Here is a 14,911-nt window from a genome sequence, read left to right as displayed (position 1 = left end):
CATTTAGTTTTTCAACACTATGGAAACCGTCTCTCCATGAAGAGACGGTTTTTTTATGGTAGAAAATAATCTTTTATAGATTGAGCTTCGTTTATAGTATATAGGAGGGGAAAATATTGCCTTATATAGAAAATTTGGAACAACTTATGGAACAACATACAGAGCGATTATTCCGAATTGCTTACTATTATACAAAGGATTTACAAATAGCAGAGGATATTGTACAAGATGTATTTATTAAATTCTATCATCATCAAAAACATTATGAGGAGAGGGGAGAGATAAAAGCTTACTTAGCACGAATGACTATTAATAGAAGTAAGGATTACTTAAAGAGCTGGGCATTTCGAAAAATTGTATTGCAGCATAAACTGTTTTCAAAGCAAAAAACCGTTATAAAAGATGCACTTATTCAACGTGATGAACAAACAATTTTAGATGAAGCTATTTTAAGATTACCGATAAAGCAGCGGGAGCCTATTGTATATTTTTATTTAGAGGACATGCCTATAAAGGAAATTGCTGAATTACTGGGAATTCCAGAGGGAACCGTCAAATCTCGTTTGAAAAAGGGGAAGCAATTATTAAAGAGGGATCTTCAGGATATTGAATGGGAGGTACTTTACAATGAATAAACATACTTTAAAAGTGTTAACAGATATATCAGAACGAAAAGAAACGATTATTGAACAGGTGAAATTGAAAATAAAGCAGGAACAGCCACTGCAAAGGCGACGACATTGGCCAAATAGAGTCATTACCCTGACTATTACTTGTGCTATTTTATTTTTTATCGCCTCACAGCTAACTAAGCCAGAAAACAAACTACAAGCGACCATAGATACTACAACTTTAGCCTCTTTATTTGATACAAAGGTGAAGGGAACTGATATAACATATAGTCAACATTTCCAAATTGCGGATCATCTCAATGCTCGCAAAAACCTTGAATTTTATCATCCACTTAAAGGTTATGAAGCCATGCAAGAGGTAGCCGCTGCTATGGGAAATGTAATTCATCCGATTGAACCTGGGAAATTACCTTTTAAGGCTAATATCCAGGAGGTTTATGCAGTCACTTCAGAAATGGCAGATGGACGTTTGCAGACGCAGCTACAATTTTCATACTTACAAAAATCATTAGACGGTAATGATCAGCAATTTGCTATTTTCTCGGTTACGAATGTAGAACGTAATCCATTGACAAGCTTTTATGTTAACGAAGATACAAGCGATTTATTGGGCAATAAAATTAAAAACGAAGGTATGATAGGTAATAGTCCACTATTCCATCAAATTGTTCCAACTGAAGGAGGTGCGTTGACGTATCACTATTATCATTTTGATGTAAAAAATAATAAGGTTAGTCTTGCTTCGACAACAGCCAATGAGCTTTACACCTATCATAATGGTTATGTTTTTCATATCGCCTATCTAGTCAATTCAAATGAAGAGGCTATGCAAAAGAAAATGATTGGGTTGGTAAAGGAATTTATACTCGGTCATAATGATAACGCTACTTTCCCTGTGTTAAATAATATAAAATAAAGATAACATCAATTATTAGGGAGCTTCCTTGATTGCTGGATGTCTCACAAAATTTGACGTATCATTTGAAGAAGGGGGAATATTTATGAACTTCGAACAAATCTATTTAGATGTAATTAGTAAAAGGTTTAAAAATCTCAAAGAGCAAGGTGACAAAACACTATCACAGTTAAATCATGAACAATTCCATTGGACTATTAATGAAGAGTCCAATAGCATTGCCGTTATAGTCAAGCATATTAGCGGCAACATGATATCCCGATGGACGGATTTTTTAACAACGGATGGTGAGAAAGCAACGAGAAATCGGGATGATGAATTTATAGACAGTTTTACTACTACAGAAGAAATTTTAACAACTTGGGAAAAAGGATGGCAAGTTTTTTTGGATGCCATCGAGCAATTAACAGAAGCTGACTTAGAAAAATTTATTACAATCAGGGGAGAACAGCATTCGGTGATTGATGCGATTGAAAGACAAATGTCACATTACGCTCAGCATGTGGGACAAATTATTTACATTGCGAAACAAGTAACTGGCTCACAATGGCAAACATTAAGTATTCCAAGAGGGCAATCTCAGAATTTTACAGATGCGATGGTAAAAAAGCATCAATAAAGAAAATCGTAGCTGTTTTTAGCTACGATTTTTTGAATTTTATGAAAAATATAGCTGATACATAGAGGTTTCTGTATCTATAGCTTTGGCGATTTCATATGCCTCCTGCTGTGTTTTTCCATGCGCTATAATTTCATACATAAAACTAATTAAAAACATTAAATTTGCATTGCCATCTATGTAATCATCTGGTCCTAAATAGGAGTGACAGCCGCTTTCTAAAAAGGCAGAAGCTAATTGCTTTTCACCTAGTGAACAGCCAGAGGCAATCACCTTTACACCATGAAGTTGACAATATTGTAGTACCTCTTGTGAACTAAAAAATGCCCCTCTTGGTTCATTTAATTCATAAACCTCCTCCCCTAGCTCAGGCATAATAAAGCGCCCCTCATCACCATGAAAATTAAGAATTAAATAATCCAATTTTTGATCAAGATCCTGACCTGATAGTACATCTATCAAATCATTGGGTCTTCCAATCAAATGAAACGTCACTCTTGCACCAAATGACTCCAAGACAGATCTTAAAGCAATGGATTCGATATCACAATTTGGACCAACTACTATGCTCACATATAATTCTGGTTTACTCATATAAATGACCTCCTTTATCTTATCGCAGTAATTTAACTGTACCAAAAACGAAGGGTCAGGTACAAGATCACCACTACAAATGGAAGATCAACTGCCCGTAAAGCACCGCTGATTGTAGGTACTTTACCGTTAGTATAAGTCATTCTATCTAGTTAAGGGAAATAAAAACATTAAAATATAAATAAGGGAGAATTGAATGGAAAAGGCAATATTTATTAAACATAGAAAAGTCAAGAAATTTTAAAATGTGTTTATTTATTGTAAAAAATTAGTTTTATATGAAGATTTTCGTTTTACTTCATCTAGGATAATAGTTATAGATAGGCTATACTCAAGAGAGTTTATGACAATAGCAGAATAGAGGGAGCTTTATGAAGATAACGGTAGAAAGAAAATTGCAGTTTGCTTTTGGGCTAGTGTTGATTTTTTTATTATTAATTACAGGTATTTCCATGTACTATTTAAATGATAACCGACACACCCTTAAAGAGATTCAAGAAAAAACAGAACTTATCGATTTATATCAGGATATTTCCTTTCAAACAGTTCGAGCAAATGCAGCTATAAGAGGTTATATGCTGTATGGAAAGGAAGAAATGCTTAACAATCATCTTGAAATTCGAGATACCTTACATAAGTCCATTCGTCGTATTGAAGAACTTGGCTATAAAAATGCAGATTTTGATCAGTTTTTAAAGCAATTAGATGAGTGGGAAAAGCCAATTGATGAAAAAATAGTGCCACTGTTTCAAAATGGTGAGCCTCAACAAGCACAGCAGCTTGCATTACCAATATTAGGAGAGGGCTCGCAAAAATTAGTTGTCTTTGGTAAAACAATGGCAACAGCGCAGCAAAAGGATATGCAGTCTCTTATAGAGGTAACAAGGCAAAGTGGAGACAGAAGTGGTAAAGAAATTGCAGTATTGGCAATTATCTCACTGCTTATCAGTATTATTATTGCCACTGTATTTGGCAGAAGAGTTGCAAAAAATATTCAACAAACTGTTGTGGAAATGGATAAGTTTTCAAATGGTGATTTGCAAACGCACCTTCAATTTAAAACAAAGGATGAGTTTGCTCAACTGGCGAATTCCTTTAATATGATGTCAGAAAAGCTAAGACATACGATGAAGCAAGTTGGACAATCCTCTGAACAAGTAGCAGCAACCTCTGAGCAGCTTACAGCAAGCAGTATGGAGGTAACGCAGGCAACTGAGGTGGTGACAGAATCCATTCAAGATATTGCACAAGGGATTGAACAGCAGGACACTCTTACGAGGGATGTTCGAAATTTATCCTCACATATCTTGAAAAAAATGAACGAGATTTCAACAAGTATTGATAATATGAATAATGCCACAGTGGAAACGAAAAACATGGCAAGTTCAGGGCGTTCCTCAGTTCGGGATGTTAGTGAACAAATGAATGAGATTTCAGATAATACGGCAGAACTAAGCACTCGCGTTAATGATTTAGATGAAAATACGGCAGCGATTGCTTCAGCAGTAAATGTTATCAAAAATATCGCCACGCAAACGAATTTATTAGCAATCAATGCCTCGATAGAAGCCGCACGAAGCGGTGAGCATGGTAAGGGCTTTGCAGTAGTTGCCGAAGAGGTTCGAAAATTAGCAGATGAATCGAATTTAGCTGCTATAGATATTGAAAAGGTTGTTGCGCAAATTACGGAAAGCACTCGAATTATCGAGGAAGACATGGTCAACAGTAATGAGTCTGTAACGGTTGGTCGGGACAAAGTGAATGTGGCAAGAGATAATTTCCTAGCAATTGATGAGGCTATAAATGATGTACAGGCACAAACACAGGCTGTCATGGCAGCTATACGAGCAATTTATCTAGATATTGAAAAACTAGTGAAAGAAATCGACTATATTAGCGAGGTATCCATAAAATCAAGTGGCAATGTGCAAAGTGTGGCTGCTTCATCTGAGGAACAAAACGCAGCGATGGAAGAAGTTGCAGCCGCCTCCTCCCATTTGGCTAAAATGGCAATTGACCTACAAGAATCCATTCAGTCATTTAAATATTAATATTCATTATTGACACGTAAGCGTATTCGATCTAGCAATCGAATACGCTTAAATTTGTTATATCGAGAAGAAATCTAAATTTATCGATTAATTTTGAGCATTTATCGAAAGTTTTATATGATTTATCGAGAAGCCTTAAATGTTAGAAATATTTAAAAAATGAAAATGAGGTTAGAAAATAGTTATTTCGTCCGATAAAAGCTTGGGGTGAATTGAAAAGGAAGGGAAGGTTGAACAGGGGAGGGAAGCGGCATTCTTTTTGTGTCTAAAGTGCCAATAAGCATATAGCGTACAAACACATCTCTAGAACAAACTTTTATAGCTAACGAAGACAAAAGGAGAACTGTTGCATGAAACAATTTTTTGGAAGCTTTAAGGGCAAGCTTTATACTTTATTTGCTCTTATATTACTTATCCCAGTCATTTCTGTTGGGAGTCTGTCCTACCTTTCGGCTAAAAATTCTATAGAACAAGAAATTTTGTTTAGTGCAAATGAAAGCGTAGAAATTTTAAATAAACTTATTGATAAAACGATTAGTGAAAAAATAAATGATGTAAGTATATTCAGTAAAGAAATAGATGCCACGCAGTATGAGGAATCAAAAAAGACCGTACTCGCAAAATTTCAACAATATACAAAGCTTCATCCAGATGTTTTAAGTATTTATGTTGGAACAGATAAAGGTGAATTTTTACAAGAGCCTAGAATAAATGCGGAAGATTATAACCCATTGGAAAGAGATTGGTACAAGAAAGCAAAATCACTTAAGAGTGACACGGTAATTACTAATCCTTATATTGATGCAGGGACCGGAGAAATGGTTGTAACAATTGCCAGACAGGTAGAGGATCAGTCTGCAGTAGTCGCTGTTGATATAAAATTAACGGACCTTCAAAAAATCTCAGACTCCATTAGCATCGGTAAAAATGGCTATCCTTCCATTTTCGGTGACAATAATATGGTAATTGCTCATCCTACCTTAGAAGCGGGCGGAGAATTAAAAGAGAGCTTCCTTGATAAATTATACGACAGCACATCTGGGACATACGAATATGTCTTTAATGGCGATAATCGTATTATGTTTTTTACAACTAATGAGCTGACCAATTGGAAAATTACTGGCACAATTTTTGCGAAGGAAATAGATGAATCTGCTTCAACGATCTTATCTCATACACTTCTGGTATTAGGCGCAGCTATTGTAATCAGCTCCATTGTTTTCTATTTTGTTATGAAGGCTGTGATTAAACCGATTAGAGCATTAAAGGATAGTGCTGTAACGATTAGTAAGGGTGATTTAACAGAAAAAGTCGTGGTAACCTCTAAGGATGAAATTGGGCAGCTAGGTCAAGCCTTTAATGATATGCAAGGTAGTTTACGTGCACTTATCCAAAAAATTGAGCAAAATGCTGAGGAAGTGGCATCTTCAGCCGAAGAGCTAACTGCCAATGCGAATCAAACAAGTATCGCAACGGAGAAGGTTGCCATATCCATTCAGGATGTTGCATCAAGTGCTGATACACAAACAACGAGTGCCAATAAGAACGCACAATCGCTTCATGAGCTTTCAAAGGCAATTCTTCATATTGCTGAAATCTCTTCTAGTGTGACAGATCTCTCCCAACACGCTACGCATCAAGCAGATGAAGGTGGAAAGGCAGTCCAAAATACAAAGGATCAAATGCAATCAATCCATGTATCGGTGACAGAATCCAACCAGAAAATCCAAACTTTACATGAACGCTCACAGCAAATAACATCGATTCTAGATGTCATTACGGGCATTGCGGATCAAACTAACTTATTAGCTTTAAATGCTGCCATTGAAGCAGCGAGAGCAGGGGAGCATGGGAAAGGGTTTGCCGTTGTTGCTGATGAAGTAAGGAAGCTAGCTGAGCAGTCTCAGACATCAGCCAAGCAAATTTTTGAGCTTATTCATAGTATTCAGCTAGAGACTGAACAATCTGTTAATATTATGGCGAAAGTTTCAGAGGATGTTCAAAATGGTTTAAAGGTATCTGATGAAGCTATTACTAAATTCCAAGTGATCTTCACAAGCATGAATGATATTATGCCAAAAATGAATGAGGTTTCTTCTGCCTCTGAGCAAATGTCAGCAAGCGTGCAAGAAGTAACAGCTATTACAGAGGACTTGGCCTTCTCTGCACAGAGTAATGCAAGTGCATCTGAGGATGTAGCTGCCTCTACTGAGGAACAATTGGCTTCAATGGAAGAAATCAATGCATCTGCACAGGCTTTAGCACATATGGCAGATGAATTAAAACAGTTAATTAGTCAATTTAACTATTAACTTCAAAAACGCCATTTCATTATAGTAGGACACTGAAAAAGTCGATTTGCCACAAAAAATGTGCTGCAAATCGACTTTTTTAGTTTTTATGTCTATCAATGCCCTCCATTTAAAGATTGGCGTTTTGAGGTATTAGCGATCTTCGTCCCAACAATCTGTATTTTTCAATGCTGGAATTGATTTTGCATAAAATACTGGATTATTGCCTGTATTACGTTGAGTTGTAAAATCGTCTAAAATAAGAAAGGCAATTTTTCCAAGAATCATAATAATCGTTATATTAATGAATGCCATTAATCCCATAAATAAATCTGCTAAATTCCATACTAGCTGAACTTGTGCAACGGAACCAAACATGACCATTGCCAGCACTAACGTACGATAGCCAAACATCCATCCTTTATGGGCATTCATAAATTCAATATTGGATTCTCCATAATAGTAGTTACCAACAATCGAGCTAAAGGCAAAGAAGATAATGGCAATAGCAATAAAGTAAGGTGCCCATTCACCTACATGGACAGCAAGTGAGTTTTGCGTAAGGATAATGCCATTGCTTTCTCCTTTGTCATATAAGCCCGCTAAAATAATGATAAATGCGGTTGCTGTACAAATCATAATCGTATCAAAAAAGACACCTAAGCTCTGTACAAGCCCTTGTTTAGCTGGATGTGAGGTATTAGCTGTAGCCGCTGCATTAGGCACACTCCCCATTCCAGCCTCATTAGAAAACAAACCACGACGTACACCTTGCATAATGGCGATACCAATTGCTCCTCCAGCAGCCTCCTGAAGTCCAAAAGCTTGTGTGAAAATAAGCTTGAAAACGGCAGGGATTTCAGATAAGTTTGTGACAACCACATAGAGTGCGACAAATAAATAGAAAATAGCCATAACGGGTACAAGGACCTGTGTCACTTTTACAATTCTTTGAACCCCACCAAAAATTATCAAGGCTGTTAATACGACTAATATAACGCCAATAATCCAAGGTCTTATACCAAACGCTTCACCTACAGAGGTTGCAATTGTATTAGACTGTACAGCATTAAAAATAAAGCCAAAGCTTAATGTTAGCAGAATACTAAAAATAATCCCAAGCTTGCGTTGTCCTAACGCCTTCTCCATATAATAAGCTGGTCCACCACGAAATGTTTCGCCATCCTTCACCTTGTATACCTGAGCTAAAGTACTTTCAATAAAGGCAGTTGCCATCCCTAATATAGCAATGATCCACATCCAAAATACTGCACCTGGTCCACCTACACCAATTGCTAAAGCAACACCAGTAATATTACCTGTCCCTACACGCGAGGCTGCGCTTATCGTAAAGGCTTGGAATGGCGAAACTCCTGATTCCCCTTCTCTTTTTTCAACAATTAAGCGGAACATTTCTGGGAAAAGTCTAATTTGTACAAATTTTGTGCCGAATGAAAAATATAATCCTGCTACTAATAATAGTATGATAAGAATATAGGTCCATAATATTGAGTTCGTGTTATTGACAATAGTAGATATCCATTCCATCAGCTTTCCTCCTTTCACAATACGTTTTAGTCTACACTTATTTTTTATTAAAAATCAACTTTTTGAAAATAATGAATTATGGTAATATTATGGTGTTAAAATCGATATTTATAGCCTATCTTAACAGATAAGGGTTGTGGGAGCGTTTACTTTCTGAAGTCAAAATAACATCAAAATATGATGGGAATATCGATGCAAGAGTAAAGAAAAAGATATTATGTTAAAAGGAGGAGAGAGGATGGCATTCTATTTTCAACTTTACTGGCATTTTTTACTGATGATTATGGTGATAATCATTTTGGCAGGATTAATCACTTTTCTCTTTCCACGTATTCCATCTGTATTAGTTCGGGCTTTTAGCGGCCTAATTGGTTTGATTTAATCACGTTTAATTGAAATGGAACAGGCTTATTTATTAGTATCAATCTATTGACCACAATTCTTCCAATTTTATTAATTAGGTATTTGCAATATTTGAAAAGAACGGCTGAAGAAATGGAGAAATGCAATAGACGAAGCGAATCCTCATAAGTGGAAAATACCTTTTTGAGATTAAATTAATATATAATGGTAGAAAAGGAGAAAAGTAAATGAAGACAATTGGACTGGTTGGTGGCATGAGTTGGGAATCTTCTTTGGAGTATTATCGACTACTTAATGAAGAGGTAAAAAAGCTGTTAGGAGGTTTACATTCGGCAAAGTGTATATTGTATAGTGTAGATTTTCAGGAAATTGAACATTTTCAAGCAAGGGGGGAATGGGACAAGGCTGGTGAGGTGCTTGCTGAAGCTGCCTATTCTTTGGAGAATGCAGGCGCAAGTTTTATTGTTATATGCACCAATACTATGCATAAGGTGGTGGATAGCATTCAGCAGAGGGTTAAGATTCCCATTTTACATATAGCTGATGCAACAGCCCATAAAATAGTAGAGACGGGTTTACAAAAAATAGCTCTTCTCGGGACAAAGTATACGATGGAGCAGGATTTCTATAAGAATAGAGTGGAAACCTTCGGAATTACTGTACTTGTTCCACAGGCGGAGGAGAGAGTAGAGGTCAATCGAATCATTTATGATGAATTGTGTTTAGGGGAAATTAAGCCCTCTTCTAAACATTATTATTTACAAGTAATTGATAGCCTTGTAAAGTCTGGTGCGCAAGGAGTTATTCTTGGTTGTACAGAGATAGGGTTGCTAATCAAGCAGAATGATATAAATATTCCTGTTTTTGATACAACGATGATACATGCCCATGCTGCTGTCATGAAAGCTATTCAAAAGGGGGAATAAAATTGCCAGGTAAAATTCGGGATAGAGGCATTTCAATTGGGACGCTGCCCGTTGGCGAAAAAAATTGCATTACAGATGTAGCAGACGTATGTGTGGGGCATATGACAATTGATGAAGCATTAACGCAAGATGGCGCATATGCATGTACAGGTGTAACCGCCATTTTACCGCATAAGGGTAATTTATTTCAGCAAAAGGTTACAGGAGCAAGCTACGTCTTAAATGGTTTTGGAAAAACAACGGGACTAATACAGGTAAATGAGCTGGGGGTTATTGAAGCACCTATTATGCTCACCAATACTTTCGGTGTTCCGACTGTTACACAGGGAGCATTGCAATATATGCTTGACATGAATCATGATATTGGGCAAACAACAGGAACGATTAATATTATCGTGGGCGAATGTAATGATAGTTATTTAAATTCAATACGTGCCTGTTCAGTAACACCGGAGCATGCTATAGAAGCGATTCGCATTGCAACAAATGATGTTGCACAGGAAGGAGCAATTGGGGCCGGTAAAGGAATGATGTGTTTTGGCTATAAAGGAGGAATAGGCTCCTCTTCTCGCATTGTCCACTATGAGACAATCACCTATACCATAGGCTGTATGGTGCTTAGTAATTTTGGGCAAAGCACAGAATTTTTAGCGCAACGTTATGTTGGGACTTCTGTATCTCCTCAATCGACTATACCTCCAACAGATGGCTCCATTATCATTGTACTGGCAACGGATGCCCCACTTAGTAGTCGTCAATTAACACGTATTATCAAACGCTGTGGTATCGGACTTGGTCGAACAGGAAGCCATTTTTCCCATGGAAGTGGTGATATTGTTATTGGCTTTACCACAGCACATTGTATTCCTCATATATCAAATCAACTTGTGGAGACACGCACACAGCTTCGCGAGGATCATCCTATTATGAATCAGCTATTTAAGGCAGCGGCAGAGGCAACAGAGGAAGCCATTTTGAATTCCTTATCACAGGCAATAACTACAGTAGGCAGAGATGGGCATAAAGTAGAAGCCTACCCATTTTTTGAAAAGTAGTAGCTCATAAAAGTTATTGAGTCATGAAAATGGTTCAATAGCTTTTTTTATTTTTTCAGTTATTATCAACACTCGCTACGAATAAACTCCATAAAAAAGTGAAAAAGAATAAATTTCGACTATTAGCAGTCATTTATGTCGTCCATTGTTTGATGATTAGAAAATAACTATTATTATGTATTTATTCACTATTTATCTAGTCAACGGCATATAGGTAAAGAAACTGAATTATCTGAAAAATATTTATTTTTTTGCTTGATTGGAGTGATGCATATTAAGAAAAGCGTTTTTCATCCGATTACAGCTAATAACGCTTCATTTCATTCCTCGGAAATTGCTGTGGGTGAAAGCTTTGAGCCGCTAATTAAAATCGAAGGACAGCATCCTAGAATTTTTACCAAGCCCATTTACCATCAACAAAAGATACCTAATAGCTTACAGGTGATCTACGTACGTGAAGGTGTCTATGAGCGATTAAAAGAAGCGCTTTCGATATTGCCAAAAATATATAGTTTAGTGTTATATGATGGCTATCGTCCCTTTCAAGTACAGCAGTATTTGTTTACACATTTTGCACAGGAGATTGCACAACGATTTCCGCAATTGACTGCACAAGAAATTGACTGTGAAACACGAAGATATGTTGCATTTCCAAGCCTTGATTGCGCTCATCTTGTTCCCCATTTAACAGGGGGTGCTGTCGATATCACATTGGGGGATATAAATGGTCATGCATTGAATCTTGGCACAGCTTTTGATGAAATCAGTGCAAAATCCGCGACACGTTATTTTGAACTTTTTCCAAATGAGAATCCCAAAGCCTGCACCTATAGAAGGCTTCTCTATAATTGCATGACTATGGCGGGCTTTACCAACTACTCAGAGGAATGGTGGCATTATGATTACAACAATATTGCTTGGGCTAGGAGAGTTCAAGCACAGTCAGCGAGTTACGGAGCAGTGCAGGCAGTTATTCATAATCATTATGTAAAGGAGTTTAATTTTATATGAAGGTTTATATAAGCGCAGATATTGAAGGAATTACGGGGACTACAGTATGGAGTGAAACGGAACTAAATGCCCCAGATTATCAGTTTTTCCAAAAACAGATGACCCTGGAGGTAGAAGCTGCGATTGAAGGGGCAATTGCTGGCGGAGCTACTGAAATATTATTAAAGGATGCACATGATTCAGCTCGAAATTTAGACATTTCAAATCTACCCATTCATTGCAAGATTATTCGTGGATGGACCTATGACCCAATGTGTATGGTCGCAGGATTAGATAAAACGTTTGATCGAGCCATTTTTATTGGCTATCACAGTAAAGGGGGAAGTGAGCGCAATCCTTTGGCCCATACACTCTGTGTGTTTGCAGATGTCAAAATTAACGGGGAGTATGCCAGCGAATTTCTCATTAATACGTATGCAGCAGCATTACATGGGGTTCCAGTTTCATTTGTTAGCGGGGATGTTGGGCTAACAGAAGAAATTCAGACCATAAATGAAAACATTGTCACTTTTGCCACGAAAGAAGGAATCGGTAATGCAACGATTAGTGTCAGTCCTAAATTGGCCATTCAGGAAACAAAGAGACTAGTGGAGGAGGCTATGAAAGTTCCACGTAAATCCTTACAAGTATCCTTACCTGAACACTTTAAAATAGAAATTATTTATCGTGACCATACACGCGCATATCGCAATTCCTTTTACCCTAATGCTACATTTAAGCCACATAATACAGTGGAATTTATCACAGATGATTTTTATGAAGTGCTTCGAATTTTACAGTTCCTAACATAAGCAAATTTATAGAGAGGGGAATAAATTCTGGCAATTTGTCGAGCAATTGGACACGCTCTTCTTGCCAATTAGGCAAGCAACCGTTTTTAACATCGGGGCAAATATCAAATTATCCAAGATTATCAACAATAAAATAATGTGATTCAGATGAACATTCAGGTCCTATTTCGAGCAGTTTTATCGCTCCATTTTAACGGCTTGCCTCTAACGTGAAGGTGGGGTGAATCTAACTGCTTATTTTATGCGAGACAAAAAAGAAACTAAGGGGGATGCCTATGATGAAAAGGTATTGGTGGCTTTTCGTATGTCTTGTCGCATTGCTTTGTGCAGCCTGTAGTGATGATTCTTCGAGTGAAAAAAAATCAGAGTATCGCGTTGTCTATTCAGGGGAAATAAAAACGTTAAATTATTTAAAAACCTCTGAAACCAATGAGTTTGCGGTGGCAGCGAACTTAGTCGATGGATTAATTGAATATGATAAATATGGTGTCGTACAGCCTGGCCTAGCGAAGGAATGGTCTTCCAATGATGATGCCACGGTATGGACATTTAAGCTTCGTGAAGATGCAAAGTGGATTACTCATGATGGGAAGGAATATTCGAATGTTGTTGCTCAGGATTTTGTAGATGGCTTACATTATGTACTGGACGCAAAGAATGAATCGTCAACAGCGTGGATTGCTACGGTTGTTAAAAATGGGGAAGCCTTCTATAACGGTGAGTTAACGGATTTTAAGCAGGTTGGCATAAAGGCAACAGATGAACATACAGTAGAATATACTTTAGAAACACCTACTCCTTATTTTCTTTCTATGTTGAATTATGTTTGTTTCTTCCCAGTAAACGGAAAATTTATTGAGGAAAAAGGGGATAGCTTTGGAACAACACGTGAAAATTTCCTGTATAACGGATCCTATATTTTAGACAAATTTGAACCGCAAAATGAGCGTGTACTTGTAAAAAATGAATTGTATTGGGATAAGGACAATGTGCTTATTGATCGTATACGCTATAAATACAATAAAGAAGCGGCTACGGTTGCACCTGAATTATTTTTACGAGGGGAAATCGACTCCGCAAGTATTCCAACGTCCATTATTGATGAATGGTTCAAAGATGATAAGAAAAAATCACAAGTTCGTCAAACGCAAAATAACTTCTATACGTACTTCTATGCACTAAACTTCAATCCTCAATTTGATGCAGAGTATGAGCCTGACAACTGGAAGGTCGCAGTCAACAACAAGGATTTCCGTAAGTCCTTATTCCATGCTCTTGATCGGGTTTCTGCCATGTTAACTTTAGAACCATATAATCCAAAAGATTTGCTTAGCAATACAATTACACCTAAAAATTTTGTTGATGTAGATGGTCTCGATTATACGCAACTAGCACCGTTAGCGGATATTGCGAATCAGGATTCCTTTAAAAAAGAGCAGGCATTGGCATACAAGGAAAAAGCAATAACTGCACTTGAAGGAAAGGCGACATTCCCTGTAAAAGTGTTAATGCCATATAATGCTGGTAGTCCAGATTGGGCTAATCGTTCTCAAGTGGTGGAACAGCAAATTGAGAAATTATTAGGAACAGACTATATCGATATTATTGTAGAGGCAGGACCATCCACAGGCTTCTTATCAGAAGTTCGTCGCCCTGGTAAATTTGCATTACTAGAAGCCAACTGGGGACCTGATTATGCTGATCCATCAACGTATACGGACCCATTTACTGTAGATGGAACTTACAATAAACCAGAATTAGCGGAAGGCTATACAGAAGCTAATGGTAAATCAAACTATCAAAACCTAGTGGACGAAGCAAAATCGGCAATCGATACAGCAAAACGATATGAATTGTTTGCGAAGGCTGAGGCTTTCCTTATTGATGAAGCATTTGTCATTCCTTATTCAGTAGGAGGAAGCGGCTATGTTGCCTCTAAATTAAATCCTTTCGAGGCTCAATATTCCCCATTTGGAGTGACAGCAGAGAAATTTAAGGGACAACAGCTTTTAGATAAACCAATGAGCAATGATGAATTTAAAGAAGCGCTAGCAAAGTGGGAGCAGGAACGTGCGAATGCCTTAGCAAAAGCAGCACAGTAGGATCAACGTTGG

13 protein-coding genes are annotated in these 14,911 nt (G+C 37.3%); 11 read left to right on the top strand and 2 right to left on the bottom strand.

Going from position 1 to position 14,911, the window contains the following annotated elements:
- Positions 1-116 precede the first annotated feature (116 nt).
- The 3 genes from B2R82_RS19480 (at position 117) to B2R82_RS19470 (ending at position 2,167) form a co-directional block, all read left to right on the top strand.
- A complete protein-coding gene (locus B2R82_RS19480; RefSeq protein WP_286926521.1) occupies positions 117-635 on the top strand; it encodes an RNA polymerase sigma factor in 519 nt (172 codons plus the stop codon).
- Positions 628-1,548, top strand: a complete 921-nt coding sequence (locus B2R82_RS19475) for a hypothetical protein (protein ID WP_286926520.1) — start codon at positions 628-630, stop codon at positions 1,546-1,548. The genes B2R82_RS19480 and B2R82_RS19475 overlap by 8 nt, the downstream gene beginning before the upstream one ends.
- 85 nt (positions 1,549-1,633) lie before the next feature.
- Positions 1,634-2,167 carry a DUF1572 family protein gene (locus tag B2R82_RS19470; RefSeq protein ID WP_286926519.1) on the top strand — a complete coding sequence of 178 codons (534 nt, stop codon included), beginning with the start codon at positions 1,634-1,636 and terminating at the stop codon, positions 2,165-2,167.
- 39 nt (positions 2,168-2,206) lie between these two features.
- On the opposite strand, the gene B2R82_RS19465 is transcribed toward B2R82_RS19470, so the two are convergent.
- Positions 2,207-2,761 carry a delta-aminolevulinic acid dehydratase gene (locus B2R82_RS19465; protein ID WP_286926518.1) on the bottom strand — a complete coding sequence of 185 codons (555 nt, stop codon included), beginning with the start codon at positions 2,759-2,761 and terminating at the stop codon, positions 2,207-2,209.
- A gap of 371 nt (positions 2,762-3,132) precedes the next feature.
- On the opposite strand from B2R82_RS19465, the gene B2R82_RS19460 reads away from it, so the two are divergent.
- Both B2R82_RS19460 and B2R82_RS19455 read left to right on the top strand, forming a co-directional pair.
- Positions 3,133-4,812, top strand: a complete 1,680-nt coding sequence (locus B2R82_RS19460) for a methyl-accepting chemotaxis protein (protein ID WP_286926517.1) — start codon at positions 3,133-3,135, stop codon at positions 4,810-4,812.
- Positions 4,813-5,162: 350 nt separating this feature from the next.
- Positions 5,163-7,124: a methyl-accepting chemotaxis protein gene (locus tag B2R82_RS19455; protein WP_286926516.1), complete on the top strand. Its 1,962-nt coding sequence runs from the start codon at positions 5,163-5,165 to the stop codon at positions 7,122-7,124.
- Positions 7,125-7,256: 132 nt separating this feature from the next.
- Here B2R82_RS19455 and B2R82_RS19450 read toward each other — a convergent pair whose 3' ends face one another.
- Entirely contained in the window at positions 7,257-8,651 is a 1,395-nt protein-coding gene (locus B2R82_RS19450) for an alanine/glycine:cation symporter family protein (protein WP_286926515.1), read from the bottom strand.
- Positions 8,652-8,889: 238 nt separating this feature from the next.
- On the opposite strand from B2R82_RS19450, the gene B2R82_RS19445 reads away from it, so the two are divergent.
- From B2R82_RS19445 to B2R82_RS19420, 6 genes are all read left to right on the top strand, one after another.
- Complete coding sequence (locus tag B2R82_RS19445; RefSeq protein ID WP_286926514.1) at positions 8,890-9,033, top strand: hypothetical protein; 144 nt, start codon at positions 8,890-8,892, stop codon at positions 9,031-9,033.
- A gap of 208 nt (positions 9,034-9,241) precedes the next feature.
- Positions 9,242-9,940, top strand: a complete 699-nt coding sequence (locus B2R82_RS19440) for an aspartate/glutamate racemase family protein (RefSeq protein WP_286926513.1) — start codon at positions 9,242-9,244, stop codon at positions 9,938-9,940.
- Between the two features lie 2 nt (positions 9,941-9,942).
- Positions 9,943-10,995, top strand: a complete 1,053-nt coding sequence (locus B2R82_RS19435) for a P1 family peptidase (protein ID WP_286926512.1) — start codon at positions 9,943-9,945, stop codon at positions 10,993-10,995.
- A gap of 267 nt (positions 10,996-11,262) precedes the next feature.
- Positions 11,263-12,006, top strand: a complete 744-nt coding sequence (locus tag B2R82_RS19430; protein ID WP_286926511.1) for a M15 family metallopeptidase — start codon at positions 11,263-11,265, stop codon at positions 12,004-12,006.
- On the top strand, positions 12,003-12,797 hold the full coding sequence (locus B2R82_RS19425) for a M55 family metallopeptidase (RefSeq protein ID WP_286926510.1): 795 nt from the start codon (positions 12,003-12,005) through the stop codon (positions 12,795-12,797). The genes B2R82_RS19430 and B2R82_RS19425 overlap by 4 nt, the downstream gene beginning before the upstream one ends.
- Positions 12,798-13,075: 278 nt before the next feature.
- Positions 13,076-14,899 (top strand): peptide ABC transporter substrate-binding protein, encoded by a 1,824-nt coding sequence (locus B2R82_RS19420; protein WP_313373177.1) that lies wholly within the window; start codon positions 13,076-13,078, stop codon positions 14,897-14,899.
- The last annotated feature ends 12 nt before the right edge of the window (positions 14,900-14,911 follow it).

The organism is Lysinibacillus sp. UBA6686, from assembly GCF_002455205.1.
In the GTDB taxonomy this organism is placed as follows: Bacteria; Bacillota; Bacilli; order Bacillales_A; family Planococcaceae; genus Lysinibacillus; species Lysinibacillus pakistanensis.
The sequence above is the reverse complement of the archived record's forward strand: the minus strand, read 5'-3'. Positions and strand labels throughout refer to the sequence as shown.

Coding starts and splice junctions, on each gene's coding strand:
- B2R82_RS19475 (WP_286926520.1), top strand. CDS start 628: ATGAATAAACATACTTTAAAAGTGTTAACAGATATATCAGAACGAAAA.
- B2R82_RS19470 (WP_286926519.1), top strand. CDS start 1,634: ATGAACTTCGAACAAATCTATTTAGATGTAATTAGTAAAAGGTTTAAA.
- B2R82_RS19465 (WP_286926518.1), bottom strand. CDS start 2,761: ATGAGTAAACCAGAATTATATGTGAGCATAGTAGTTGGTCCAAATTGT.
- B2R82_RS19460 (WP_286926517.1), top strand. CDS start 3,133: ATGAAGATAACGGTAGAAAGAAAATTGCAGTTTGCTTTTGGGCTAGTG.
- B2R82_RS19455 (WP_286926516.1), top strand. CDS start 5,163: ATGAAACAATTTTTTGGAAGCTTTAAGGGCAAGCTTTATACTTTATTT.
- B2R82_RS19450 (WP_286926515.1), bottom strand. CDS start 8,651: ATGGAATGGATATCTACTATTGTCAATAACACGAACTCAATATTATGG.
- B2R82_RS19445 (WP_286926514.1), top strand. CDS start 8,890: ATGGCATTCTATTTTCAACTTTACTGGCATTTTTTACTGATGATTATG.
- B2R82_RS19440 (WP_286926513.1), top strand. CDS start 9,242: ATGAAGACAATTGGACTGGTTGGTGGCATGAGTTGGGAATCTTCTTTG.
- B2R82_RS19430 (WP_286926511.1), top strand. CDS start 11,263: ATGCATATTAAGAAAAGCGTTTTTCATCCGATTACAGCTAATAACGCT.
- B2R82_RS19425 (WP_286926510.1), top strand. CDS start 12,003: ATGAAGGTTTATATAAGCGCAGATATTGAAGGAATTACGGGGACTACA.
- B2R82_RS19420 (WP_313373177.1), top strand. CDS start 13,076: ATGAAAAGGTATTGGTGGCTTTTCGTATGTCTTGTCGCATTGCTTTGT.